The sequence below is a fragment of the Streptomyces sp. NRRL B-24484 genome, assembly GCF_000717715.1.
Lineage (GTDB): Bacteria > Actinomycetota > Actinomycetes > Streptomycetales > Streptomycetaceae > Kitasatospora.
In genome coordinates this window covers 24,173-46,771 of sequence record NZ_JOAI01000013.1, presented here as the reverse complement: position 1 = coordinate 46,771, position 22,599 = coordinate 24,173, and the positions used below count along the sequence as shown (strand labels likewise).

Below are 22,599 nucleotides of genomic sequence, written 5' to 3'. Positions count from 1 at the left end.
TGCCGCGCCTCCAGGGTACAAACCCCGGGGGCGCGGCATTCATTCCGTACGGGCGGCCGCTCAGCTCTCGGTGGAGCCCTCGGCGGGCGGCAGCTTCATGACGTCCACCGGGGCGGCCTCGTGGGAGGAGACGACGCCGTTGGTCAGCGCCAGCTCCTTCGGGGACTGCACCGGCGGGCGGGTGGACGGGGTGCGGCGGGAGGAGCCCGTCCACGCGGGGCGGGCGGGGCGCTTCACGATCGTGGAGAAGACCTCGGCGATCTGCTCCTTGTTCAGCGTCTCCTTCTCCAGCAGCTCCAGCACGAGGTTGTCGAGCACGTCGCGGTTCTCGACCAGGATCTCCCAGGCCTCGTTGTGCGCGTTCTCGATGAGCTTCTTGACCTCCTCGTCCACCAGCCCGGCGATCTCCTCGGAGTAGTCGCGCTGGTGGGCCATCTCACGGCCGAGGAACGGCTCGGAGTCGCCGGAGCCGAACTTGATCGCGCCGAGGCGCTCGCTCATGCCGTACTGGGTGACCATCGCGCGGGCCGTGGCGGTGGCCTTCTCGATGTCGTTGGACGCGCCGGTGGTCGGGTCGTGGAAGACCAGCTCCTCCGCGGCGCGGCCGCCCAGCATGTAGGCCAGCTGGTCGAGCATCTCGTTGCGGGTGGTCGAGTACTTGTCCTCGTCCGGGAGCACCATCGTGTAGCCCAGGGCGCGGCCGCGGGACAGGATGGTGATCTTGTGGACCGGGTCCGCGTTCGGGGAGGCCGCCGCGACCAGGGCGTGGCCGCCCTCGTGGTACGCGGTGATCTTCTTCTCGCGGTCGGACATGATCCGGGTCCGCTTCTGCGGGCCGGCCACGACGCGGTCGATGGCCTCGTCGAGGACGAGGTTGTCGATCAGCTTCTTGTCCGAGCGGGCGGTCAGCAGAGCCGCCTCGTTGAGGACGTTGGAGAGGTCCGCCCCGGTGAAGCCGGGGGTGCGCTTGGCGACGGCCGAGAGGTCGACGTCGGGCGCGATCGGCTTGCCCTTCTGGTGCACCTTGAGGATGTCCAGGCGGCCCTGGAGGTCGGGGCGCTCGACGGCGATCTGCCGGTCGAAGCGGCCCGGGCGCAGCAGCGCCGGGTCCAGGATGTCCGGGCGGTTGGTGGCGGCGATCAGGATGACGCCGCCCTTCACGTCGAAGCCGTCCATCTCGACGAGCAGCTGGTTCAGGGTCTGCTCGCGCTCGTCGTGGCCGCCGCCGAGGCCCGCACCGCGGTGCCGGCCGACGGCGTCGATCTCGTCGACGAAGATGATCGCCGGGGCGTTCGCCTTGGCCTGCTCGAACAGGTCGCGCACCCGGGAGGCACCGACACCGACGAACATCTCGACGAAGTCGGAACCGGAGATGGAGTAGAACGGCACGCCGGCCTCGCCGGCCACCGCACGCGCCAGCAGGGTCTTGCCGGTGCCGGGCGGGCCGTAGAGCAGCACGCCCTTGGGGATCTTGGCGCCGACGGCCTGGAACTTCGACGGCTCCTGGAGGAACTCCTTGATCTCCTGGAGCTCCTCCACCGCCTCGTCCGCGCCCGCGACGTCCGAGAAGGTGGTCTTCGGGGTGTCCTTGGTGAGCAGCTTGGCCTTGGACTTGCCGAACTGCATGACCCGGGAGCCGCCACCCTGCATCTGGTTCATCAGGAACAGGAAGACGAGGACGATGATGACGATCGGCAGCATCGACAGCAGGAGGCTGACGAAGGTCGACTGCCGCTCCGGGGTGACGGTGTAGTTGTTGGGCAGCTGGCCGTTCTTGTACGACTGCTGGAGCGTGTCGGCGATCGCGTTCGCCTGACCGTCCGAGACGTACGAAGCCTGGAACTTGCTGCCGCTGGGGGCCTTGCCGTTGGCCTTGGCCGGCAGCTGCTGGCCGTCCTTCAGCTCGATCTTGATCAGGTTGGAGTCACCGGTGGTGAGCTGCGCCTGCTTGACCTGGTTGCTGTTGATCGCCGCAATGACCTGGCCGGTGTCCGCCGTCTTGTAGCCGCTCGAGTCCGAGACGACCTGCATCAACACGATGACGGCGAGGACGGCCAGCACGATCCACATGATCGGCGCACGGAAGTATCGCTTGACGTCCATCCATGCGGGGCGTTGCCGCCCCGTCCCTCCTGCCACTCGACGGCGCTGCGCGGCATCGGCCGCGGCGCATCCGGTATCTGCTCATGAGAAGAGCGGTTCATTGGACCGTACCGCAGTACCACCCGCACGCGGCGGGAGCACGACGGCACGACGTATTTTCCTACCTCGGCACAACGGGCGGGAACGGTGTGCTGTTCCCACCCGTCGCCCGGACGGTGTCAGCCGCCGTAGACGTGCGGCGCCAGCGTGCCGATGAACGGCAGGTTGCGCAGCTTCTCGGCGTAGTCGAGGCCGTAGCCGACCACGAACTCGTTGGGGATGTCGAAGCCGACGTACTTGACGTCGATCTCCACCTTGGCGGCGTCGGGCTTGCGCAGCAGGGTGCACACCTCCAGCGAGGCGGGGCGGCGCGAGCCGAGGTTGCCGAGCAGCCAGGACAGCGTCAGACCGGAGTCGATGATGTCCTCGACGATGAGCACGTCCCGGCCGGCGATGTCGGTGTCCAGGTCCTTGAGGATCCGCACCACGCCGGAGGACTTGGTGCCCATCCCGTACGAGGAGACGGCCATCCAGTCCATGGTCACCTGGGAGTGCAGCGTCCGGGCGAGGTCGGCCATCACCATGACGGCGCCCTTGAGCACGCCGACCAGCAGCAGGTCCTTCCCGGCGTAGTCCCGGTCGATCCGCTCGGCCAGCTCAAGCAGCTTGGCGTCGATCTCGTCCTTGCTGATGAGCACCTTCGCCAGGTCGGCGCCCATGTCGTTCTGATCCACCGGGGATACGTCCTCAAACGTTCGGGGTCTGTGTCGGCGGCGGCTCCGCGACCTGTGGTGCCGCTAGTCGCTCTGCCGCCGAAACACCAGCGTGCCACACCTGCGGCTCGCTTCGACCCCCCCGGGTAGGTGCAGCGGCCCCTGGCCGCGCCAGCCGGTGACGAGCAGGTCGACGCTCTCCAGGTGCCGGGCGAAGAGGTCGCCGGCCGGGCAGCCCGCGCGCAGCGCGGCCCGGCGCAGCACCCGGCGGCGGACCGCGGGCGGCAGTTCGGCGAGCCGGCCGACGTCCAGCGAGCCCTCCGCCGTCCGGAGGTCACGCTCGGCGAGGGCCGCCCACTGGTCGAGCGCGTCGGCGTCGTCGCGGAAGAGCCGGGCGGTGCGGGCGAGCGCCTCGACCACGCCGCCGCCGAGGTGCTTCTCCAGCACCGGCAGCACCTCGTGGCGGACCCGGGCGCGGGTGTAGGCCGGGTCGGAGTTGTGCGGGTCGTCCCAGACCGGGATGGACTGCGCCGAGCAGGCCTGGCGGGTGGCCGCGCGGTCGAGTTCGAGCAGCGGGCGGCGGTAGCGGCCCTTCTGGGCGGGCATGCCGGCGAGCGAGCGGGCGCCGGAGCCGCGGGCGAGGCCGAGCAGGACGGTCTCGGCCTGGTCGTCGCGGGTGTGGCCGAGCAGGACGGCGAGCGCGCCGTGGCGGTCGGCGGCGGCGTCGAGGGCGGCGTAGCGGGCGTCCCGGGCGGCGTTCTCCGGGCCGCCGTCCCGGCCGACCCGGACGGGGACGGCCTCGACCGGGTCGAGGCCGAGTTCGCGCAGCCGGACGGCGACCTGCTCGGCGCGTTCGGCGGAGCCGGCCTGCAGGCCGTGGTCGACGGTGACGGCGCCCACCCGCAGGCCGAGCTTGGGCGCCTCGAAGGCGGTGGCGGTGGCCAGGGCCATCGAGTCGGCGCCGCCGCTGACGGCGACCAGGACGAGCGGGGAGCCGGGGGCGGCGGGGGTGCGCGGCAGCCCGGAGGGGTGGCGGCGGGCGTTGCCGATCAGGGCGGTGGCGCTGGCGGGAACGAGGGCGGCGGCGGCCGGCCTGCTCCGCGGGGCGCGGACGGGTGCGGCGGTGGGGACGCCGGCCTCGGCCGCGAGGTCGGCGAGGGTGCGGCGGACGGCGAGGCGTATCGCCGCGACGGCAGGGTGAGGGCCCACGGGGTGCACTCCTTGACGGAGACGGGGAGGGACGGCGGCCGGCCCGGGGCGGCGGGGCGGGGAACCTCGCACGCTCACGGTCACCGGGCGCTCACAGATGGTCGCAGAAAGCGGCCCGCTGCCAGGCTGTGCACGCCAGCGCCGGGTCAACGGTCCCACGTACGGGTGAATGGAAAAACGTTCATTCGGCCGCCGTCGGCCCGGGGTTGGGCAGGTGTGCGGTCGCGCGCGGACGACTCAGCGGGCCACCCGGGCGACCCAGGCGGCCGGGTCGTGGAGCTCCTCCTTGGTCGGCAGGGTGTTCGGGGACGTCCAGACCCGGTTGAGGCCGGCCATGCCGACCCGGTCGACCACGCCGCGGACGAAGACCGCGCCGTCCTGGTACTGGCGCAGCTTGGCGTCCATCCCGAGCAGTCGGCGCAGCACCAGGTCGAGCCGGCTCGCGCCGCGGTCGCGGCGGCGCTGGAACTTCTCCCGGATCTCGGCGACGCTCGGCACCACCGCGGGGCCGACGCCGTCCATGACCACGTCGGCGTGGCCCTCCAGCAGCGACATGACGGCCGTCAGCCGGCCGAGCACCTCGCGCTGGCCGGGCGACTGGACGGCCTCCAGCAGGGTCTGCGGGCCTGAGCCGTCGCCGCGCCCGCCGAGGCCGGGGATGCCGTCCGCGACGACCTCGCGGGCCCGCTCCAGCAGCGCGCCGGGGTCGATGTCGGTCTGCGCCAGGAAGGACTGCACCTCGGACTGGATGTGGTCGCGCAGCCACGGGACGGCGCTGAACTGGGTGCGGTGGGTCTCCTCGTGCAGGCAGACCCAGAGCCGGAAGTCGTGCGGGTCCACGTCCAGCTCCCGCTCGACCTGGACGATGTTCGGCGCGACCAGCAGCAGCCGGCCCGGCCCGGGCGGCTCGGGGCCGCGGCGCGGCTTGTCGAACAGCCCGGCGGGGCTGTCCGGCGCGGACGGCGGCTCGGCGGGTGCGAAGGTCTCGTACTGGCCGAGCACCTTGGTGGACAGGAAGGCCAGCAGGGCGCCGACCTCGATGCCGGTGGCCTTCTCGCCGATGCTGCCGAAGACCTGGGCGCCGGTGCCGTCGCCGCGGCGGGCCTGGAGGCGGTCCACCAGCGGCTGGACGATGGTGCGGAAGCCCGCGACGTTGGCGCGCACCCAGCCGGGCCGGTCGACCACCAGCACCGGGGTGGCCTCGGCGTCGGCCAGCCGGGCGGGCCGGAGCCCGGTGTAGCCGCGCACGTGCTCCTCGGCCTCCAGGGCGTGCCGGCGCAGCTCGGCGACGACCTTGACGGCCTCCTCGCGGGTCACCTCCGGGCCGGGCCTGGCCAGCCGGGTGGCGGTCGCGACCGCGAGGTTCCAGTCGACCATTCCTGCTCCGCCGCTCGCGCTCGTCATGCCCTCACCGTACGTGCTCCGGGGCGGTGGAGGGAGGGAACCTGCCGTGCCCGCTGCCGGGGTGCCGCGGCGGGCGGGTCAGCGGCAGCCGCAGGCCGCGATCGCGGCGACGATCCGGTCCACCGCGGCGCGGGCGTCGCCCCCGGTCGTCCGGCTCATCAGGGCGAAGACCAGCACCCGTCCGTCGGCGTCGACGACGGTGCCGGCCAGGGTGACCACGCCGGAGAGGGTGCCGGTCTTGGCCCGGACGATGCCGGCCGCCCCGGCGGCGCCCGAGCGGGCGCCGAAGCGGTTGACCAGGGTGCCGGTGAACCCGGCGACCGGCAGGCCGGTCAGCACCGGACGCAGTTCCGGGTGGTCGGGGGCGGCGGCCCGGGCGAGCAGTTCGGTGAGGGTGATCGGCGGTATCAGGTTCTTCCTGCTGAGGCCGCTGCCGTCGTTGAGCACCGTGCCGGCCGTCGGGACGCCCAGCTTCGCCAGCGCCTGGAGGGTGGCGGCGGCGCCGCCCTCGAAGCTCGCCGGCTTCCCGGCGGCGAGCGCGGCCTGCCGGGCGACGGCCTCGGCGAGGGTGTTGTCGGAGGTGGTGAGCAGCCGCTCGACGAGCCGCGGGACGGTCGGCGACCGGACCTCGGCGATCGCGGCGGCACCGGCCGGTGCGGTGGTCTGCGCGGGGGTGCCGTCGACGGCGACGCCCTCGGCGCGCAGCCGGTCGGCGAAGGCCGCGGCGGCCTGCCCGGCGGGGTCGAAGACCCGGGCGGGGGCCTCGTCGGGGGACTTCGGGTCGATGCGGCCCTCGTCGACCATCAGCGGGGTGACGGCGGCGATGTTGGTGGCGTCGTGCTCCGGGTGGAGCAGCGGGCCGGTGTAGAGCGAGGTGTCGTAGCCGAGCCTGACGGTGGTGGTGCCGGCGGCCTTCAGCGCGGCCGCGGTGCGGGCGGCGAGGTCGGCGAGCGAGGCGGGGGCGGTGTCGGCGTCCACCGGCTGGCCGCCGATCCGGACCTGGTCGGCGGGGAGCGCGGTGAGGGTCGGGTCGCCGCCGCCGACGAGGGTGATGGTGCCGGGGGTCGCGCTGCGGACGACGGTGGTGGCGATCCGGGTGGTCGGCGGGACGAGGGCGAGCGCGGCGACGGCCGTGGCGAGCTTGGTGGTGGAGGCCGGGGTGGCAGGGGTGTTCTCGCCGGATCCGTACAGCAGCCTGCCGGTGGTGGCGTCGGCGACCGCGAAGGCCAGGGTGCCGAGGGCACCGTCGTGCAGGGCTTGGTCGAGGGAGCGCTGCATGCCGTCGCCGGTGGGCACGCCGGCGTCCGCGGCGGCGGCGAGCACCGGGCCCTTCACCGGGGCGCTGCGGTGCCGGCGGACCGTGCCCTTGTCCGGCCCGGAGTCGTTCCTCCTGTCGGACCTGTCGTCGACGTCGGCCGCGCGGCGGCGGGCGCCGTCGGCGGCGTCGCCCGGGCGGTGCCGGTCCGGCCGGCCGGTGGCGGGCCCCGGTCCGGCCGCGGCTGCGGGGACGGCGAGCGGTCCGGCGACCGCGAGCACCGTCGCGACGGCTCCGGCGGCGACGGCCCGGCGCCCCCTCCACACCCGTGCACGCGCGTTCACCGACCGGCCCCTTTCCCGAGCACTCCCTGCCGTGCGAGACACTGGATTCTGTCAGTTTCTACCTTGGAGGAACCTTGGAGTTCGACGTCCTGATCGAGATCCCGAAGGGCTCGCGCAACAAGTACGAGGTCGACCACGAGACCGGTCGTCTGCGCCTCGACCGCATGCTCTTCACCTCGACCCGCTACCCGGCCGACTACGGCTACGTCGAGGGCACGCTCGGCGAGGACGGCGACCCGCTGGACGCGCTGGTCATCCTGGACGAGCCGACCTTCCCGGGCTGCCTGATCAAGTGCCGCGCCATCGGCATGTTCCACATGACCGACGAGGCCGGCGGCGACGACAAGCTGCTCTGCGTCCCGGCGACCGACCCGCGCTGGGAGCACCTGCGGGACATCCACCACGTCTCGGAGTTCGACCGCCTGGAGATCCAGCACTTCTTCGAGGTCTACAAGGACCTGGAGCCCGGCAAGTCGGTCGAGGGCGCCAACTGGGTGGGCCGCACCGAGGCGGAGGCCGAGATCACCGCTTCGATCAAGCGCCTGGAGGAGCAGGGCGGCCACTGAGCCGTCCCTCCCCCCGGTTCTCCGGGGTGACGCGAGGGCCGGGGCGAGCATCGCGCTCGCCCCGGCCCTCGTGCGTCCGCGGCCGGCGTCCGCGGCGTTCGTCAGTCCCCGTCGTCCAGCCGGAAGCCGACCTTCAGTCCGACCTGGTAGTGCTCGATCCGGCCGTCCACGAGGTGTCCGCGGACCTGGGTCACCTCGAACCAGTCGAGGTTCCGCAGCGTCCGGGAGGCCCGGTCGATGCCGTTGCGGATCGCCTGGTCGATGCCCTCGGCGGAGGAGCCGACGATCTCGGTGACTCGGTAGACGTGGTCGGTCATGGCGCATCTCCCAGCGGTGGGTGACGAGGGACGGTGTGCGGGCCCTCGTCCACCGTGCCGCAGGACGTCCCGGCCCGCGCGCCGAGCCGCCGTCCGCGGGCCGCGGGGGCGGCCGCCCGGGGGACGCCGGGGGACGCCGGGGGCCGCGTGCGCCGCGCGGCGGGTCAGAACGCGGCGCGGACCTCGCCGACCACCGCGCCGCCGCCGTGCAGCGGCTCGGCGCCGATCCGGTCCAGCACCTCGTGCTCGACGCCGAGGCGGCGCAGCGCCGCGGCGAGCACCGGCCCGCGGGCCCGCTCGGCACCGTCGTCGATCTTGAAGGCGAGCGCCCGGCCGTCGGCCAGCGCGACCACCTGGACGGCCTCGGCGCCCATCTTGGAGAGCGTGCCGGGCACCGCCCGCATCAGCCAGGTGTCGGCGCGGCGGGTGCCGGCCACGTACTCGGGGTGGGCGCGCATCGCGTCGGCGACGCGGCGCTGCGGGGTGCCGGGGTCGGCGAGCACCAGGGAGCGGTAGCCGCGGGCCAGGCCGGTCAGCGAGACGGCGAGCAGCGGGGCGCCGCAGCCGTCGGTGCCGACGTGCGCGGCGGGCTCGCCGGTGGCCTCCTCCAGGGCCTCGCGGGCCAGCAGCTGGATCGGGTGGGCGGCGTCCAGGTACGCGGCGGTGTCCCAGCCGTTGGCGACGCTGGCGGCCAGCCAGCCGGCGTGCTTGCCGGAGCAGTCCATCATGATCGGTGCGGCGCTGCCGCCGGAGCGCAGCAGCTGCTCGGCCTCGACCCGGTCGAGCGGGAGGTCGGCCGGGGTGCGCAGGGCCTCCTCGGTGAGGCCGGCGGCGGCGAGGACGGCGCGGACGGCGTCGCGGTGGAACTCCTCCGCGGAGTGGCTGGAGGCGGCGAGGGCGAGCGCCGTGCCCTCCAGGGCGAGGCCGGCCCGCAGGGTGGCGACCGCCTGGAAGGGCTTGGCGGTGGAGCGCGGGAAGACCGGCGCCTCGGGTGCGCCGAGCGCGTACTCGACCGAGCCGTCGGCGGCGAGCATCACCAGGGAGCCGCGGTGGCGGCCCTCGACGAAGCCGGAGCGTATGACCTCGGCGAGGGCGGGCAGGGCGGACTGGGGCATGGAGACTCCTGACGGCGAGTGCACTGGGTGAGGGTGGCCCGGTCGCCGCCCGCTCCTCAGCCCCCCGTGAGCAGGTCGTCGACCCGTGCTTCCCCTTCACGGTACCTGCGGGTGATTTCCGCACTGCAGTCGTCCGCCGTCCGCTGCAGCACCTGGCGCCGGCCGGAGACCTCGCGCTCGTGCCGGGCGAGCCGCTCGACGGCGGACAGCAGGCCCGAGGTGGGGTGCGCCGCGAGGTCGGCGAGCCGGACGTCGCCCATCAAGGTGTCGGCCTCCCGCCGGTACTCCGCGCCGCGCGGCGGGCCGAGCGTGACGTGCCGGGCCGGGCGGCGGACGGGGGAGGGCAGGTCGGCCAGGATCGCCGGCAGCCGGTCGAGCAGGTCGGCGGGGGCGGGCGGGGCGAGGTCGTGCGGCACCCGGCGGCGGGCGAGCTCGGCCCGCAGGATGTCCATCCGGCCCTGCAGCAGGCGGCGGAGGTACGAGAGGTCGGCCTCCTGCTCCTGTGCGTCGCGCCGGAGCGTCCGTAGCTGGTCCATGCCCAGCCCGCCGATGTCGCTCGCGTCCATCCACCACCTGCCGTTGTCCCTGCGTCCCGGGCCGTGCGGCCCGTACCCGAACACGACCGCCGGCCCCCGGGAGTTCCCGGCGGGCGCCGGTGCCACCCGCTCGGGCTAGCGGCACCCCGGAGCCGGGTCGGCTCGACGGCCGTGCGCGGGCGGACGTCGGACAGCGTGCCACCCCGGCGGGCGGCCGCGCACCGCCCGGCACCCGAACGGCCCCCCTGGCGAACCGCCATGGCTGGTACGACAATTGGCGGCTGCGCGCTGACCTGCGCCGACCTCGGCGCACGCGCACGCCACCCGGCGCACGCCGAGGCGCCGCGCGCCTCCGGCAGAATGGCGGCATGCGAGCAGTGGTGCAGCGGGTGTCGGAGGCGGCCGTCCGGGTCGACGGCGAGTGCGTCGGCGCGATCGAGGGGCCCGGGCTGTGCGTGCTGGTCGGCGCGACCCACGAGGACACCCCGGCGAAGGCGGCCCAGCTGGCCCGCAAGCTGTGGACGCTGCGGCTCTTCCCCGGCTCCCCCGAGCTCTCCTGCGAGGAGCTGGGCGCACCGCTGCTGGTGATCAGTCAGTTCACGCTGTACGGCGACGCCCGGAAGGGCCGTCGGCCCACCTGGAACGCCGCAGCGCCCGGCCCGGTCGCCGAGCCCCTGGTGGACGCGGTGGTGGCCGAGCTGCGGGCGCTGGGCGCCAAGGTGGAGACCGGGCGGTTCGGCGCGGACATGAAGGTGTCGCTGGTGAACGACGGGCCGTTCACCGTGCTGCTGGAGGTCTGAGCCCCGCCCGCCGGGGCGGCGGCGCCGCTACTGCGGGACGATCACGTCCTGGGTCCCCGGCACGCCGTCGGCGAGCAGCACGGCGTCGACCGGGACGTTCCGCTTGACCAGGGCCATGGCGATCGGCCCGAGCTCCCAGTGCCGGGCCGAGGAGGTCACGAAGCCGAGCGCCCGGCCGTCCTCGCCGTCCGAGGCGAGCCGGACCTGGGTGCCGTGCGGCGGCAGCTTCTCCTCGGTGCCGTCGAGGTGCAGGAAGACCAGCCGGCGCGGCGGGCGGCCGAGGTTGTGCACCCGGGCGACCGTCTCCTGGCCGCGGTAGCAGCCCTTCTGGAGGTGGACGGCGGTGGCCAGCCAGTCGACCTCGTGCGGGATGGTCCGGTGGTCGGTCTCGAAGCCGAGCCGCGGCCGGTGGTCCTCGATCCGCAGCGCCTCGTACGCCCAGACGCCGGCCGCCGGTCCGTAACCGGCCGTCAGCTTCTCCAGCTCGGACCGCGGCACGAACAGCTCGCGCCCGTAGGGGAGTTCCCGGACGGCCGCGGCACCCTCCGCGGACGCGGCGGAGCCGGCCGGCAGGTGCACCACGGCGAGCTCGGCGGTCGCGTCGGCGACCTCGACCCGGTAGAAGAACTTCATGCTCTCCAGGTAGGCGAGCAGCGCGGGCGCGGTGCCCGGCTCGACGTGCGCCCAGGTGGTCTCGCCGTCGTCGACCAGGTAGAGGGCGTGCTCGACGTGCCCGTTCGGGGAGAGGATCAGGGCGTCCGTCGCCTGCTGCGGGGGCAGCGCGCTGACGTGCTGGGTGAGCAGCAGGTGCAGCCAGGAGAGCCGGTCGGCGCCGCTGACGGTGACCACCCCGCGGTGCGACAGGTCGACGAAGCCGCGGCCGGCCGCGAGCTCGCGCTGCTCCCGGAAGAAGTCGCCGTAGTGGGCGGCGACGCCCTCGTCCGGTCCCTCGGCGGGGACGGCTCCGGGCAGGGCGAGCAGCGGGCTCTTGGTTCCGGTCATACCGGCCAGCTTACGACTGCGCGGCGCCGCGCTTCTCGGTGCAGTCGGCGCAGCGGCCGAAGATCGCGAAGTGCTTGAGGTCGGTGTCGAAGCCGTGCTCGGTGCGCAGGCTCTCGATCAGCGGGGCGGCGATCGCGGTGTCGGTCTCGGTGACCTTGTCGCAGTCCCGGCAGACCAGGTGCAGGTGGGTGTGGCGGCCGGCCAGGTGGTAGGTCGGGGCGCCGTGGCCGAGGTGCGCGTGCGAGACCAGGCCGAGTTCCTCCAGCAGTTCCAGCGTCCGGTAGACGGTGGAGATGTTGACCCCGCTGGCGGTCTTGCGGACGTGGCCGAGGATCTCGTCCGGGGTGGCGTGGTCCAGCACGTCGACCGCCTCCAGGACGAGCTGGCGCTGCGGGGTCAGCCGGTAGCCGCGCTGCCGCAGGTCGCTCTTCCAGTCGGTGGGGGTTTCGGTGTTCGCCACGGTAGGTCCCTGCCCGTTGGAGGTGATGGGACAAGTGTAGGGACCGACCCCGGGGTCGGTCCCTACGTCGTGCGGCCCCGCGGGACCGGCCGGCCGGTCAGCGGAAGAACGCGATGCCGTCGTCCGGCAGGTCGTTGATGTCCTGGATCAGCCTGGCCGGGCTGAGCACCTTCTTGAGCTGCGCGGACATGTACGGCCGCAGCGGGACCTCGGGGGCGGCCTTCTCGCCGACCCAGAGGAGTTCCTCCTTGACCATGCCGTACAGGCGCTTGCCGCCGGTGTAGGCCGGGGCGCCCTCGATGCGGGCGACCGCGTCGGTGGCGAGGTCGATCTGCGGCTTGCCGTCGTGCAGCTTGCCGTACCAGATCTCGACCGTGCCGTCGTCGCGGACGGACGAGACCTCGATCTCGCGCTCACCGGACGTGCCCTGCTGGTTGCTGGTGATCCGCCAGAAGGAGTGCTCGTTCTCCAGCGGACGGACCTTCTCGCCCTGTTCGTCCAGGACCCAGGTGCGGGAACGGAACTCGAGGAACGGCCGGCCGTCGTGCCGGAAGACGACCTCCTGGCCGAAGTTGCACTTCTCGGTGCCCGGGAAGTCGTAAACGCCGGCGCCCTCCCACGTACCGAGGAGGAAGGCCAGCGGGACGACGTCACGGTGGAGGTCGGAAGGGATCTCGATCATTTTCCTGCTGCTGTCGTCGGAGTCTGCTGACTCCACACGTTACGGCAGTCGGGCAGCGTCAGCGCTGGCCCTGGTAGAGCTTCATCACCGAGAAGATGGCGAACCAGGTGATCAGGACGGCCATCAGCGCGAGCAGGCTGTCGAAGAAGATTTCCAGACCGGACACGAGGCGCTCCATTGCGGGCGGGCGGACAGATAGACGAATGACGTCGCGAGTCTATCGGCCGCCCTCCGGCCGGTCTCGGTGAGCCCCGCCACGCCGTCGATAGTCTGGGCGGCATGTCGAAGAAGCTGGTCATCAAGGTCACGGCCGGGGCGGACGCGCCGGAGCGCTGCTCGCAGGCCTTCACGGTGGCGGCGGTCGCGGTCGCCAGTGGGGTCGAGGTGTCGCTCTGGCTGACCGGGGAGTCGTCCTGGTTCGCGCTGCCCGGCCGGGCGGCCGAGTTCGAACTCCCGCACGCCGCGCCGCTGCCGGACCTGCTGGAGTCGGTGCTCGCAGCCGGCACGGTCACGCTGTGCACCCAGTGCGCGGCGCGCCGGGGCATCGGCGAGGAGGACACCGTCGGGGGTGTCCGGATCGCGGGCGCCCAGGTCTTCCTGAGCGAGATCATGGCGGACGGGGTGCAGGCGCTCGTCTACTGACGCGGCTCGTGGTCGGGCCGGTCCCGGTCGTGGCCGGGCCGGTCCCACCGGGGGTCGTCCCAGCGCGGGTCGTTCCACCAGTCGTCGTCCGGGTCGCGCTTGTTGGCGAAGACCGCGGCGAGCGGCGGGATGACCATGGCGAACACGCACATCCCGACCGCGACGGGCACCGACCAGATCCGCACGACGCCCCAGGCCAGGACGAACGTGCCGAGGCAGACCCCCATCATGACGAAGTAGCGGACGTGCCGCCGGTGTGCCTGCACACCTCCAGGGTATGGCCGTGGCCCCCTGCACGGCAGGGGGCCACGGCACGGGTCGTCGGCGGTCAGACCGCGATCGCGACCTCGGTGAACTCGCCCTGGGCGGCCACGACCTGGCGGTCGACGGTCGCGCCCGGCACCAGCGCACGCAGCGTCCAGGTGCCCGGACGGGCGAAGAAGCGGAACTGTCCGGTCGCCGAGGTGGGCACCTCGGCGGTGAACTCGCCGCCCTCGTCGAGCAGCCGCACGTAGCCGTTGACCGGCTCGCCGTCGCGGGTCACCGAACCCTGGATGATCGTCTCGCTCGCCACGTCAACTCCTGCCAGGTCCGGGCCGCCGGCCTTCGCACCGCACATGTCTTGTCTTCCCTTCCTACGGTTCGAGCCGGGGGCTCAGTTGCTGCCGAGCTCGATCGGCACGCCGACGAGGCTGCCGTACTCGGTCCAGGAGCCGTCGTAGTTCTTCACGTTCGGCTGGTCGAGCAGCTCGTGCAGCACGAACCAGGTGAGCGCGGAGCGCTCGCCGATGCGGCAGTAGGCGATGGTGTCCTTGGCCAGGTCCACGCCCTCCTCCTGGTAGAGCGCGCGCAGCTCGTCGTCGCTCTTGAAGGTGCCGTCGTCGTTGGCGTTCTTGGCCCACGGGATGTTCTTGGCGCTCGGGACGTGGCCCGGACGCTGCGACTGCTCCTGCGGGAGGTGGGCCGGGGCGAGCAGCTTGCCGGAGAACTCGTCGGGCGAGCGCACGTCGACCAGGTTGAGGTTGCCGATCGCGTTGACCACGTCGTCGCGGAAGGCGCGGATCGAGCCGTCGACGGCCTTCGCCTTGTAGTCGGTGGCGGCGCGCGCCGGCACCTCGACGACGAGCTCGCGGGAGTCGAGCTCCCACTTCTTGCGGCCGCCGTCCAGCAGGCGGACGTCGCCGTGGCCGTACAGCTTGAAGTACCAGTAGGCGTACGAGGCGAACCAGTTGTTGTTGCCGCCGTAGAGCACCACGGTCTGGTCGTTGGCGATGCCCTTGGCGCTGAGCAGCGCCTCGAAGCCGGCCTGGTCGATGAAGTCGCGGCGCACCGGGTCCTGGAGGTCGGTCTTCCAGTCGATGCGGACGGCGTTGCGGATGTGGTTCTTCTCGTAGGCGGAGGTGTCCTCGTCGACCTCGACGATGACGACCTTCGGGTCGTCCAGGCGGGCCTGGACCCAGTCGGCGTCGACCAGGACGTCGCTGCGGCTCATGGTGATGTCTCCATCCGGGGGCGGTTTGCGGAAGGCTGCTGTGGGTGCCCGCAGTCCGGGTTCCGACCGGGTGTCCACAGTTCGGACACCGCAGGTCATGGGCCTGGCGGGCGGTTCGTCAGAGGTGCCGGGGGCCGGCGGTCCGGGAGCGGGCCGCACGGGGGCCGGCATGCGGGGCGGGCGGGGCCTGACGGGCTGGTCAGAGCTGCCCGGTCAGCGCATTCGACACAGGCAGGTGGACACGCGGCACAGGTCTACCGCCCGCCGCTTCGTGAGATCCGCCTGTCGCTTCATGTCGACGATGCTAGGGACACCGCAGGCCCGCTGTCATCAGTGTGTCGAATAATGAGACCAGATGGCCCGAATACTGGGATTTGCCGATTTACCGCCGCCGCGGCCAGCGCGAACGTCGCCCCGGCGCGCCCGGAACGGCGGCCGGGGCAGCGGTGCGAACGGCATTGCTGGACAGCCCGTCTCGCAGTGCGGGACGGGAGGGGGTGACGGTGCGACGCCGCGGCGGGCGCCGGGCGGTCAGCCGATCAGGCTGACGTTCTCGCCCTGGAAGGTGAGCCGGAGGCCGTCCGGCTCAGGCACCGCGCCGGAGAGGTTCAGGCCGGCCGGCAGCTCGGTGAGGGTGAAGCTGCGCGCGCCCAGTTTCCCGCCGAGCGCTCCGTTCAGCACCGACGCCATGCCGGTGAGCCTGAAGCCGTCCGCGGTGATGGTGTTGCCCGAGCTGTGCACGTCGCCCTGGCCCACGGACACGCCCATCAGCGAGGCCTTGACCTTGCCGGGACCGCCGTAGGACAGCTCCAGGCGGTCGGCGCCGGGCACCCCCGACTGGGGCGCCGCGAGCCGGGCCGCGTCGGCGTAGCTGATCAGCCCGGTGCCGCTGCCGTGCCGGACGGTGGCGCTGCGGTAGCCGTCGCCGACCGACACGCCGGACAGCCGGGCGCTGAAGGAGCGCAGCGCGACCTGCTGGCTGCCGTTGCCGACCGTCATGCCCTCGCCGGAGAGCCGGACGTCGTCGAACTCCTTGGCGAGGGCCTGGGTGAGGAACGGGAAGCCGTCGATGTGCACGGTCGGCCGCTGGGCCATCCGCCCGCTGCCGGCGAGCCGGTCGGCGGCCTCGTCCTCGGCGACGCCGACGGCCACCCGGTCCGCGCCGGCCAGCAGCCCGGCCAGGGCCGCCAGGCCGATCGTCGCCTTCAGCCAGCCGCGCATCATGTCTCCCGGTGGTCGCTCCGTGTCGCCGTGCCGTTCGGAGTGCTACGACGATCGGCCGACCCTTGCGGTTCCTGGGCGGTGCGGGCTCAGCCGCCGGCGAACGGGGGCAGCACCTCGACGGTGCCGCCCTCGGTGAGCGCCACGGCGGCCCGGTCCCGGGTACCGACCTGCTCGCCGTCGACCAGGAACGAGCAGTGCCCGAGCACCTGGAGCAGCCGCGGCCGGTCGGCGTGCCGCTCGTGCACCGCGGCCAGCGCCTCGGCGAGCGTGGCGGCCTCGTAGGGCTCCTCGGCGGTGCCGGCCGCCGCCTTGGCGGCGGCCCAGTAGCGGATCGTCCCGGTCACCCGTGCGGCGGCCGGGTCCACTCCCCGGGGTGAAGCAGCGGCGGTGGTGCCCATGGCAAGCCCTCCTCGTCGTCCCTCGCCCGGTGCAGCGGCCCGGCTCCGTCCGCCGGCCCGCCCACGCCAAGGTGTACACGTACGGTGCGGCCGGTGCTGCCCCCATGATGGCCCGGGCGGCCTCCCGGACGTCAACGCCGCAGCTCGGACGGGCGGACGGCCGGCCTCCGCAAGGGCCGGGGCGCACACCGCGTGATCCAGCACTCCCCGCGCGCCCCTCCCGGAGCGGGGCGTGGTCGGCTATTCTCGATGCGTGAGGGATCCGGGCAGAGTCGCCCCCGGGTCCTTTTGTGCTTTCAGGACGCCAGTACGGACGTTCTTGCGAACGGCGCCCCACCCGCGCCGGAGGCGGGAACACCCCGAGGACAACGGCACGACGGAGTGCCCGCGGCCCGACGGGGCGTCAGGACCGGCGCCGGGCCTCACCCGGCGTGGGAGCAGACCGGAAGGTTCGCGGATGGGCAGGGCAGGAACGGTACGCCAGGGGTCGCGGGACTCCTGCCGTCCGCACCGCTGTGCCGTGCGCACCGGCGAACCCACCGGAGCTCCCCCCGGACGCCCTGCGAGCGCCTCCTCCACCTTCACCGCCGCCGCGCCGCCCGGCCCCCGCCGCAGGCGCAGCGCGACCGCGACGACCCGGAAAGGGGACTACCGGGTATGAGTTCTCTCCTCCTGCTGACCAACGCCCTCCAGCCGTCCGCCGAGGTGCTGCCCGCACTGGGCCTGCTCCTGCACAACGTCCGGGTCGCCCCGGCCGAGGGATCGGCCCTGGTCGACACCCCGAGCGCCGACGTGATCCTGGTCGACGGACGGCGCGACCTGCCGCAGATCCGCAGCCTGTGCCAGCTGCTGCGGTCCACCGGCATCGGCTGCCCGCTGGTGCTGATCGTCACCGAGGGCGGCCTGGCCGCCGTGACGGCCGAGTGGGGCATCGACGACGTGCTGCTCGACACAGCCGGGCCGGCCGAGGTGGAGGCGCGGATCCGGCTCGCCACGGGCCGGCTCCAGGTCACCACCGACGACTCCCCGATGGAGATCCGCAACGGCGACCTGTCGGTCGACGAGGCCACCTACTCGGCCAAGCTCAAGGGCCGGGTGCTGGACCTCACCTTCAAGGAGTTCGAGCTCCTCAAGTACCTCGCGCAGCACCCCGGCCGGGTCTTCACCCGGGCCCAGCTGCTGCAGGAGGTCTGGGGCTACGACTACTTCGGCGGCACCCGCACGGTCGACGTCCACGTCCGGCGGCTGCGGGCCAAGCTCGGCGTCGAGCACGAGCAGCTGATCGGCACCGTCCGCAACGTCGGCTACCGGTTCGTCGTCCCGGAGAAGGCGGAGAAGGGCGGCGACCGGTCCGGCGCCGAGAAGCGCGCCGCCGCCGTCCAGGAGGTCTGAGCCCGCGCGGCGGCCGGCAGCACGCCTCCGGCCGCCGCGCCCGGCTTTGTCCCGATTGGTACGGAGTGTGCCCGTCCGCGGCCTCCTCGTGACCCTCCGGTACGTGAGACTCCTCCTACCGTCCACCTGCCACCCGCGTAGACTCCCTCCGTGGCCAAGGTGACGCGCGACGATGTAGCCCGACTGGCTGGGACCTCGACCGCGGTCGTCAGCTACGTGATCAACAACGGACCCCGCCCGGTCGCCCCGGCGACCCGCGAGAAGGTCCTCGCGGCGATCGAGCAGCTCGGCTACCGGCCGAACAGCGTCGCCCAGGCGATGGCCTCGCGCCGCACCAACCTGATCGGGATGGTCGTCCCGGACGCCCGGCAGCCCTTCTTCGCCGAGATGGCGCACGCGGTGGAACGCGCCGCCTCCGAGCGCGGCAAGCTCGTGCTGATCGGCAACTCCGACTACGTGGACGACCGCGAGGTCCACTACGTGCGGGCCTTCCTCGGCATGCGGGTCGCCGGCCTGATCCTGGTCAGCCAGGGCCCCTCGCAGCGGGCCGCCGAGGAGTTCGCCGCGATGGAGGGCGCCAAGGTCGTCCTGCTGCACCGCCGGCCCGAGGCGATCGACGACGTCGCCGTGGTCACCGACGACGTCGGCGGCTCCGAGCTCGCCGTCCGCCACCTGCTGGAGGTGCACGGCCACCCGTACGTGGTCTGCTTCGGCGGCCCCGTCGAGTCCCCCGCGCCCGGCGACCCGGTCATCGACCACGTCGAGGGCTGGCAGCGCGCCATGACCGCGCACGGACTGCCGACCGAGCCGCACCTGGTCGACGCGCCGTTCCACCGCTACGGCGCCTACGAGGTCGCGCTGGAGCTGCTGCGCTCCCCCGACCGGCCGCCGGCGATCTTCTGCTCCACCGACGACCAGGCGATCGGCGTCCTGCGCGCCGCCCGCGAGGTGGGCCTGAAGGTGCCGGAGGACCTCGCCGTCGCCGGCTTCGACGACGTGCCCGAGGCCGCCCTCGCCGACCCGCCGCTCACCACCGTCGCCTCCGACCGCGACGCGATGGCCCGCGCCGCGGTCGACCTGGTGCTCGACGACTCGCTGATGGTGCCGGGCTCGGACACCGAGCGGGTGCGCAAATTCGAATCGCGCCTGGTCGTGCGGCGTTCCTGCGGCTGCACCGGCCAGGAACCCGCCCCCGTGGCCTGACCAGGCTTTATGAGAACCTGACGGGCTTCTCGGAGCGTTCTGAGCGCGTTCTCATCAAGCCTTCATCCGTCGGGCGGAGCGTGGTCCTCATGAGCGACCCGTACCGCAGCAGCGAGGACCCGTACCGCACCGCCGACGGCCACCTGGTGTGGCCCGCCGCGCCCCCCGCCCGGCCGGCCCACGAGCCGACCGCGCATCTGGCCGACGCCCACCCGGCGCCCGCGGCCGAACCCGCCGGACACGCCGCCGGCGGCGGGCAGCTCCCGCCGCCGTACACCGCCGCCTTCGCGGACCCGCCCGAGCCGCCCGTACCGCCCGAGGGCCCCGGCGACGCCGCGGCGGCCGGCTCGGGCGGCCACGCCCGGCGGAGCTTCCTGCACGGCCGGCTCGCCCTGGCCGCGGCCGTCGCCGCGGTGGCCGCCGTCCTCGGCGGGGTCGCCGGCGGCGTGGTCACCAAGGCCGGCGAGACCACGGCCGCGGCCACCAGCACGGTGGTCAGCCCGGTCGCCGCCAAGTCCGACGGCACCGCAGACGTCACCGCCATCGCCGGCGCGGTCTCCCCCAGCGTCGTCCAGATCACCGTGCAGGACGGCAGCGGCACCGCCACCGGCACCGGCATCGTGCTCACCGCCAAGGGCCAGATCCTCACCAACTACCACGTCATAGCGGGCGCGGTGGACGGCGGGCGGATGACCGTCGCCTTCAAGGACGGCAGCACCGCCGAGGCCACCGTCACCGGCACCGACAAGTCCCTGGACGTCGCCGTGATCACCGCCTCCGGCGTCAGCGGGCTCACCCCCGCCGTCCTCGGCGACTCCTCTGCCCTGCGGGTCGGCGACCCGGTGGTCGCCATCGGCAACCCCGAGGGCCTCACCGGCACCGTCACCTCCGGCATCATCAGCGCCGAGAACCGCCAGGTCACCGTCCAGGTCGACGAGGGCACCACCCGCGGCAACGGCGGCTTCGGCTTCCCGCAGCTGCCCGGCTACCAGGGCGGCTCCGGCTCCGACGGCTCCGGCAGCACCGGTGATTCCGCCACGTACAAGGCGCTGCAGACCGACGCCGCGCTCAACCCCGGCAACTCCGGCGGCCCGCTGATCAACGCCAACGGCCAGGTCATCGGCATCAACTCGGCCATGTACTCGGCGAGCGGCTCCAACTCCACCGCCGACTCCAGCAGCGCCGGCAGCGTCGGCCTCGGCTTCGCGATCCCGATCGACACCGTCAAGCAGGTGCTGTCGGACATGCAGTCCGGCCGGAACCTGTGACGGCACACCTCCCGCACCCGGGCGCCTCCCGCAGGACAATGGCAGCACCCCCGCAGCACCGCCCCCACGAGAGCCAGAAAGGGCCACAGCCCATGACTCCCCCCGCCGACGACCGCACCCCTGCCGAGACCGCCGGCTCCGGCCCCGCGCGGCTCCTCGTGGTCGACGACGAGCCCGCCCTGCGGGACGCCCTGGAGAGCAGTCTCGCCTTCGAGGGCTACGAGGTCACCACCGCCACCGACGGCTTCGAGGCCCTGGAGGCCGTCGAACGCGACCGGCCCGACCTGGTGCTGCTCGACATCATGATGCCCCGCATGGACGGCCTCACCGCCGTCCGCCGGATGCGCTCGCGCGGCGACACGGCACCCGTGCTGATGCTCACCGCCCGCGACGCCGTCGGCGACCGCGTCACCGGCCTCGACGTCGGCGCCGACGACTACCTCGCCAAGCCCTTCGAGCTCGACGAACTGCTCGCCCGGGTCCGCGCCCTGCTCCGCCGCAGCGCCCTCGCCAGCGAGGCCGCCGCCCGCGCGGCCGCCGCCGAGGACGACGGCGAGGTGCTCGCCTTCGCCGACCTGCGGATGAACACCGCCACCCGCGAGGTCACCCGCGGCGGCAAGCCGATCGAGCTCACCCGGACGGAGTTCATGCTGCTGGAGATGTTCCTCTCGCACCCGCGGCAGGTGCTGACCCGCGAACAGATCCTCAAGGCCGTCTGGGGCTTCGACTTCGAACCGTCGTCCAACTCGCTCGACGTCTACGTCATGTACCTGCGGCGCAAGACCGAGCACGGCGGCATGCCCCGGCTCATCCAGACCGTGCGCGGCGTCGGCTACGCGCTGCGGCCCGCCAGCGGCGCGGCGGCGTGAAGGCGGCGGGCCGGCTCACGGGGTGGTTCCGCGGCCGTTCGCTGCGGAGCAGGCTGGCCATGCTCACCGCCGCCGCGGTCGCCGTGGCGATCGCGCTGTCGGCACTGGCGTGCTGGTTCTTCGTCAGGAATCAGCTGTACCACCAGGTCCGCATCAACCTCGCCGGGGCGCCGTACGACTTCCGGACCATCGCGAACGGGCAGCTGGCCGGCGACACCCTCCCGAACTGCGGCAGCACGCCGCAGCAGGCGCTGACCAAGTCGCAGGCCGCCAACGCGGTCTTCGCCGCCACCCACCCCAACCGGGGCGGACCGGAGCACGGCGGACCGAACCGCTGGGACAACCAACTGGTGACCGCCGCCGGCCTGGCCTGCCTGCCGCTCGGCGCCACCAAGGCCATCCAGACCGACCCGGGCGACAGGTCGATCCTGAACGAGCCGGACAACACGGCGCACTACCGGGACGGCGCCTTCGTCGGCGGCAATGCCGCTGTGGTGCGGGTGACGAAGGTCTACCTCGTACCGTCCCAGGAACCGGCGATCATGCTGACCGCGCAGGACGTCACCGCCGTCCAGGACTCCCTGCAAGGCCTCGCCCTGCTCCTCGCGGGGGTCGCCGCGGTCGGTGTGGTCGGTGCGGGGTTCATCGGCCGGATCGTGGCACGGTCGGCGCTCAAGCCGGTGGACCAGCTGACGGACGCGGTGGAGCACATCGCCCGCACGGAGGAGGTCGGGACGACCATCCCCGTCAACGGGAGCGACGAGATCGCGCGGCTGTCGGCCTCGTTCAACTCGATGTCCACCGCGCTGCTCAACTCCCGTGAGCGGCAGACCCGGCTGATCGCCGACGCCGGGCACGAGCTGCGCACCCCGCTCACCTCGCTGCGCACCAACGTCGACCTGCTGATCCGCAGCGACGACACCGGGCGGCCGCTGCCGCCGGCCACCCGCACCAAGCTGCTGGGCAACATGAAGGCGCAGATGCAGGAGCTCACCGTGCTGATCGGCGACCTGCTGCAGCTGTCCCGGCCGGACTCCCCGAAGCCCGGTCAGAACCTTTCCGTGGTCGCCCTGCACGAGATCGCCGGGCGGGCGGTCGAGCGGGCGCGGCTGCGCGGCCCGGGGCTGGTCTTCGAGGTGGCGGTGCGTCCCTGGTACGTGCACGGGGACGCGGCGGCGCTGGAGCGGGCGGTGATCAACCTGCTGGACAACGCGGTGAAGTACAGCCCGCCGGGCGGCACCGTGGACGTCTCGCTGGCCGGCGGCCGGCTGACCGTCCGGGACCACGGGCCGGGCATCCCGCAGGACGAGCTGCCGTACGTCTTCGACCGGTTCTGGCGCTCGCCCTCCTCGCGGCAGCTGCCCGGTTCGGGCCTGGGGCTGTCGATCGTGGCGCAGACCGTCCGGGACACCGGGGGAGAGGTCACGCTCGGCCCCGCCTCGGACGGCGGGCCGGGGGCACTGGCGACCCTGCAGCTGCCGGGGCAGCCGAGCCGGCCGGAGTAGTCCCCGCCCCGTGGGCGGGAGGCAACGGGCGGAGGGCGGGACACCCCCTCAGGTGCCCCGC

General features: G+C 73.4%; 25 protein-coding genes. 8 read left to right on the top strand and 17 right to left on the bottom strand.

The annotated features are described in order from the left end of the window. Positions 1-60: 60 nt before the first annotated feature. The 5 genes from ftsH to dacB all read right to left on the bottom strand — a co-directional run bounded on the left by ftsH (position 61) and on the right by dacB (position 7,067). A complete protein-coding gene (gene ftsH / locus IE98_RS0114145; RefSeq protein ID WP_030268777.1) occupies positions 61-2,103 on the bottom strand; it encodes an ATP-dependent zinc metalloprotease FtsH in 2,043 nt (680 codons plus the stop codon). A 218-nt stretch (positions 2,104-2,321) separates the two neighbouring features. Beyond that, on the bottom strand, positions 2,322-2,876 hold the full coding sequence (gene hpt / locus IE98_RS0114140; protein ID WP_030268775.1) for a hypoxanthine phosphoribosyltransferase: 555 nt from the start codon (positions 2,874-2,876) through the stop codon (positions 2,322-2,324). Between the two features lie 63 nt (positions 2,877-2,939). Continuing rightward, positions 2,940-4,064, bottom strand: a complete 1,125-nt coding sequence (tilS, locus tag IE98_RS0114135; RefSeq protein ID WP_030268773.1) for a tRNA lysidine(34) synthetase TilS — start codon at positions 4,062-4,064, stop codon at positions 2,940-2,942. Between the two features lie 237 nt (positions 4,065-4,301). Further along, on the bottom strand, positions 4,302-5,468 hold the full coding sequence (locus tag IE98_RS0114130) for a zinc-dependent metalloprotease (RefSeq protein WP_043174145.1): 1,167 nt from the start codon (positions 5,466-5,468) through the stop codon (positions 4,302-4,304). Between the two features lie 78 nt (positions 5,469-5,546). After that, a complete protein-coding gene (gene dacB / locus IE98_RS0114125) occupies positions 5,547-7,067 on the bottom strand; it encodes a D-alanyl-D-alanine carboxypeptidase/D-alanyl-D-alanine-endopeptidase (RefSeq protein WP_159400910.1) in 1,521 nt (506 codons plus the stop codon). Between the two features lie 74 nt (positions 7,068-7,141). On the opposite strand from dacB, the gene IE98_RS0114120 reads away from it, so the two are divergent. Then, positions 7,142-7,633 carry an inorganic diphosphatase gene (locus tag IE98_RS0114120; RefSeq protein ID WP_030268768.1) on the top strand — a complete coding sequence of 164 codons (492 nt, stop codon included), beginning with the start codon at positions 7,142-7,144 and terminating at the stop codon, positions 7,631-7,633. Positions 7,634-7,734: 101 nt separating this feature from the next. Here the strand turns inward: IE98_RS0114120 and IE98_RS0114115 are convergent, their stop codons facing one another. The 3 genes from IE98_RS0114115 to IE98_RS0114105 form a co-directional block, all read right to left on the bottom strand. Next, positions 7,735-7,950 (bottom strand): dodecin, encoded by a 216-nt coding sequence (locus IE98_RS0114115; protein ID WP_030268766.1) that lies wholly within the window; start codon positions 7,948-7,950, stop codon positions 7,735-7,737. Positions 7,951-8,114: 164 nt separating this feature from the next. Then, positions 8,115-9,065 (bottom strand): asparaginase, encoded by a 951-nt coding sequence (locus IE98_RS0114110; protein ID WP_030268764.1) that lies wholly within the window; start codon positions 9,063-9,065, stop codon positions 8,115-8,117. Between the two features lie 56 nt (positions 9,066-9,121). Beyond that, the gene (locus IE98_RS0114105; RefSeq protein WP_030268763.1) at positions 9,122-9,631 is read right to left on the bottom strand and encodes a hypothetical protein; all 510 of its coding nucleotides are present in this window, start codon (positions 9,629-9,631) and stop codon (positions 9,122-9,124) included. 338 nt (positions 9,632-9,969) lie between these two features. Here IE98_RS0114105 and dtd point away from each other — a divergent pair, with 338 nt between their 5' ends. After that, positions 9,970-10,401, top strand: coding sequence for a D-aminoacyl-tRNA deacylase (gene dtd, locus IE98_RS0114100; protein WP_030268761.1), 432 nt, complete (start codon positions 9,970-9,972; stop codon positions 10,399-10,401). A 27-nt stretch (positions 10,402-10,428) separates the two neighbouring features. Here dtd and IE98_RS0114095 read toward each other — a convergent pair whose 3' ends face one another. The 3 genes from IE98_RS0114095 to IE98_RS0114085 form a co-directional block, all read right to left on the bottom strand. Continuing rightward, complete coding sequence (locus IE98_RS0114095; RefSeq protein ID WP_030268759.1) at positions 10,429-11,403, bottom strand: YgfZ/GcvT domain-containing protein; 975 nt, start codon at positions 11,401-11,403, stop codon at positions 10,429-10,431. Positions 11,404-11,413: 10 nt separating this feature from the next. After that, a complete protein-coding gene (locus tag IE98_RS0114090; RefSeq protein WP_030268757.1) occupies positions 11,414-11,863 on the bottom strand; it encodes a Fur family transcriptional regulator in 450 nt (149 codons plus the stop codon). 97 nt (positions 11,864-11,960) lie between these two features. Beyond that, positions 11,961-12,545: an FABP family protein gene (locus tag IE98_RS0114085; protein WP_030268755.1), complete on the bottom strand. Its 585-nt coding sequence runs from the start codon at positions 12,543-12,545 to the stop codon at positions 11,961-11,963. 279 nt (positions 12,546-12,824) lie between these two features. On the opposite strand from IE98_RS0114085, the gene IE98_RS0114075 reads away from it, so the two are divergent. Further along, positions 12,825-13,187: a DsrE family protein gene (locus IE98_RS0114075; protein WP_030268753.1), complete on the top strand. Its 363-nt coding sequence runs from the start codon at positions 12,825-12,827 to the stop codon at positions 13,185-13,187. On the opposite strand, the gene IE98_RS42445 is transcribed toward IE98_RS0114075, so the two are convergent. The 6 genes from IE98_RS42445 to IE98_RS0114050 all read right to left on the bottom strand — a co-directional run bounded on the left by IE98_RS42445 (position 13,181) and on the right by IE98_RS0114050 (position 16,301). Then, positions 13,181-13,453: a DUF3099 domain-containing protein gene (locus tag IE98_RS42445; RefSeq protein ID WP_043174144.1), complete on the bottom strand. Its 273-nt coding sequence runs from the start codon at positions 13,451-13,453 to the stop codon at positions 13,181-13,183. The genes IE98_RS0114075 and IE98_RS42445 overlap by 7 nt on opposite strands. A 62-nt stretch (positions 13,454-13,515) precedes the next feature. Beyond that, positions 13,516-13,806: a DUF1416 domain-containing protein gene (locus tag IE98_RS0114065; RefSeq protein ID WP_030268750.1), complete on the bottom strand. Its 291-nt coding sequence runs from the start codon at positions 13,804-13,806 to the stop codon at positions 13,516-13,518. A 36-nt stretch (positions 13,807-13,842) separates the two neighbouring features. Then, a complete protein-coding gene (locus IE98_RS0114060; RefSeq protein ID WP_030268748.1) occupies positions 13,843-14,679 on the bottom strand; it encodes a sulfurtransferase in 837 nt (278 codons plus the stop codon). 213 nt (positions 14,680-14,892) lie between these two features. Beyond that, positions 14,893-14,973 carry a putative leader peptide gene (locus tag IE98_RS52565; protein WP_350637490.1) on the bottom strand — a complete coding sequence of 27 codons (81 nt, stop codon included), beginning with the start codon at positions 14,971-14,973 and terminating at the stop codon, positions 14,893-14,895. Positions 14,974-15,210: 237 nt separating this feature from the next. Next, positions 15,211-15,900, bottom strand: coding sequence for a DUF2993 domain-containing protein (locus tag IE98_RS44565; RefSeq protein WP_159400909.1), 690 nt, complete (start codon positions 15,898-15,900; stop codon positions 15,211-15,213). Between the two features lie 89 nt (positions 15,901-15,989). Then, positions 15,990-16,301: a MoaD/ThiS family protein gene (locus IE98_RS0114050; protein ID WP_052390499.1), complete on the bottom strand. Its 312-nt coding sequence runs from the start codon at positions 16,299-16,301 to the stop codon at positions 15,990-15,992. Between the two features lie 657 nt (positions 16,302-16,958). Between IE98_RS0114050 and IE98_RS0114045 the strand changes: the two genes are divergently transcribed. From IE98_RS0114045 to IE98_RS0114025, 5 genes are all read left to right on the top strand, one after another. Further along, on the top strand, positions 16,959-17,693 hold the full coding sequence (locus IE98_RS0114045; protein WP_030268743.1) for a response regulator transcription factor: 735 nt from the start codon (positions 16,959-16,961) through the stop codon (positions 17,691-17,693). 150 nt (positions 17,694-17,843) lie between these two features. Continuing rightward, positions 17,844-18,896 carry a LacI family DNA-binding transcriptional regulator gene (locus IE98_RS0114040; RefSeq protein ID WP_030268742.1) on the top strand — a complete coding sequence of 351 codons (1,053 nt, stop codon included), beginning with the start codon at positions 17,844-17,846 and terminating at the stop codon, positions 18,894-18,896. A gap of 89 nt (positions 18,897-18,985) precedes the next feature. Continuing rightward, entirely contained in the window at positions 18,986-20,164 is a 1,179-nt protein-coding gene (locus IE98_RS42440; RefSeq protein WP_043174143.1) for a S1C family serine protease, read from the top strand. Between the two features lie 92 nt (positions 20,165-20,256). Further along, the gene (locus tag IE98_RS0114030) at positions 20,257-21,033 is read left to right on the top strand and encodes a response regulator transcription factor (RefSeq protein WP_030268738.1); all 777 of its coding nucleotides are present in this window, start codon (positions 20,257-20,259) and stop codon (positions 21,031-21,033) included. Between the two features lie 59 nt (positions 21,034-21,092). Continuing rightward, on the top strand, positions 21,093-22,538 hold the full coding sequence (locus IE98_RS0114025) for a sensor histidine kinase (RefSeq protein ID WP_052390498.1): 1,446 nt from the start codon (positions 21,093-21,095) through the stop codon (positions 22,536-22,538). Positions 22,539-22,599: the final 61 nt, after the last annotated feature.

Coding starts and splice junctions, on each gene's coding strand:
- ftsH (WP_030268777.1), bottom strand. CDS start 2,103: ATGGACGTCAAGCGATACTTCCGTGCGCCGATCATGTGGATCGTGCTG.
- IE98_RS0114130 (WP_043174145.1), bottom strand. CDS start 5,468: ATGACGAGCGCGAGCGGCGGAGCAGGAATGGTCGACTGGAACCTCGCG.
- IE98_RS0114115 (WP_030268766.1), bottom strand. CDS start 7,950: ATGACCGACCACGTCTACCGAGTCACCGAGATCGTCGGCTCCTCCGCC.
- IE98_RS0114110 (WP_030268764.1), bottom strand. CDS start 9,065: ATGCCCCAGTCCGCCCTGCCCGCCCTCGCCGAGGTCATACGCTCCGGC.
- IE98_RS0114105 (WP_030268763.1), bottom strand. CDS start 9,631: ATGGACGCGAGCGACATCGGCGGGCTGGGCATGGACCAGCTACGGACG.
- dtd (WP_030268761.1), top strand. CDS start 9,970: ATGCGAGCAGTGGTGCAGCGGGTGTCGGAGGCGGCCGTCCGGGTCGAC.
- IE98_RS0114095 (WP_030268759.1), bottom strand. CDS start 11,403: ATGACCGGAACCAAGAGCCCGCTGCTCGCCCTGCCCGGAGCCGTCCCC.
- IE98_RS0114085 (WP_030268755.1), bottom strand. CDS start 12,545: ATGATCGAGATCCCTTCCGACCTCCACCGTGACGTCGTCCCGCTGGCC.
- IE98_RS0114075 (WP_030268753.1), top strand. CDS start 12,825: ATGTCGAAGAAGCTGGTCATCAAGGTCACGGCCGGGGCGGACGCGCCG.
- IE98_RS0114065 (WP_030268750.1), bottom strand. CDS start 13,806: ATGTGCGGTGCGAAGGCCGGCGGCCCGGACCTGGCAGGAGTTGACGTG.
- IE98_RS0114060 (WP_030268748.1), bottom strand. CDS start 14,679: ATGAGCCGCAGCGACGTCCTGGTCGACGCCGACTGGGTCCAGGCCCGC.
- IE98_RS52565 (WP_350637490.1), bottom strand. CDS start 14,973: ATGAAGCGACAGGCGGATCTCACGAAGCGGCGGGCGGTAGACCTGTGC.
- IE98_RS44565 (WP_159400909.1), bottom strand. CDS start 15,900: ATGCGCGGCTGGCTGAAGGCGACGATCGGCCTGGCGGCCCTGGCCGGG.
- IE98_RS0114050 (WP_052390499.1), bottom strand. CDS start 16,301: ATGGGCACCACCGCCGCTGCTTCACCCCGGGGAGTGGACCCGGCCGCC.
- IE98_RS0114045 (WP_030268743.1), top strand. CDS start 16,959: ATGAGTTCTCTCCTCCTGCTGACCAACGCCCTCCAGCCGTCCGCCGAG.
- IE98_RS42440 (WP_043174143.1), top strand. CDS start 18,986: ATGAGCGACCCGTACCGCAGCAGCGAGGACCCGTACCGCACCGCCGAC.
- IE98_RS0114030 (WP_030268738.1), top strand. CDS start 20,257: ATGACTCCCCCCGCCGACGACCGCACCCCTGCCGAGACCGCCGGCTCC.
- IE98_RS0114025 (WP_052390498.1), top strand. CDS start 21,093: ATGCTCACCGCCGCCGCGGTCGCCGTGGCGATCGCGCTGTCGGCACTG.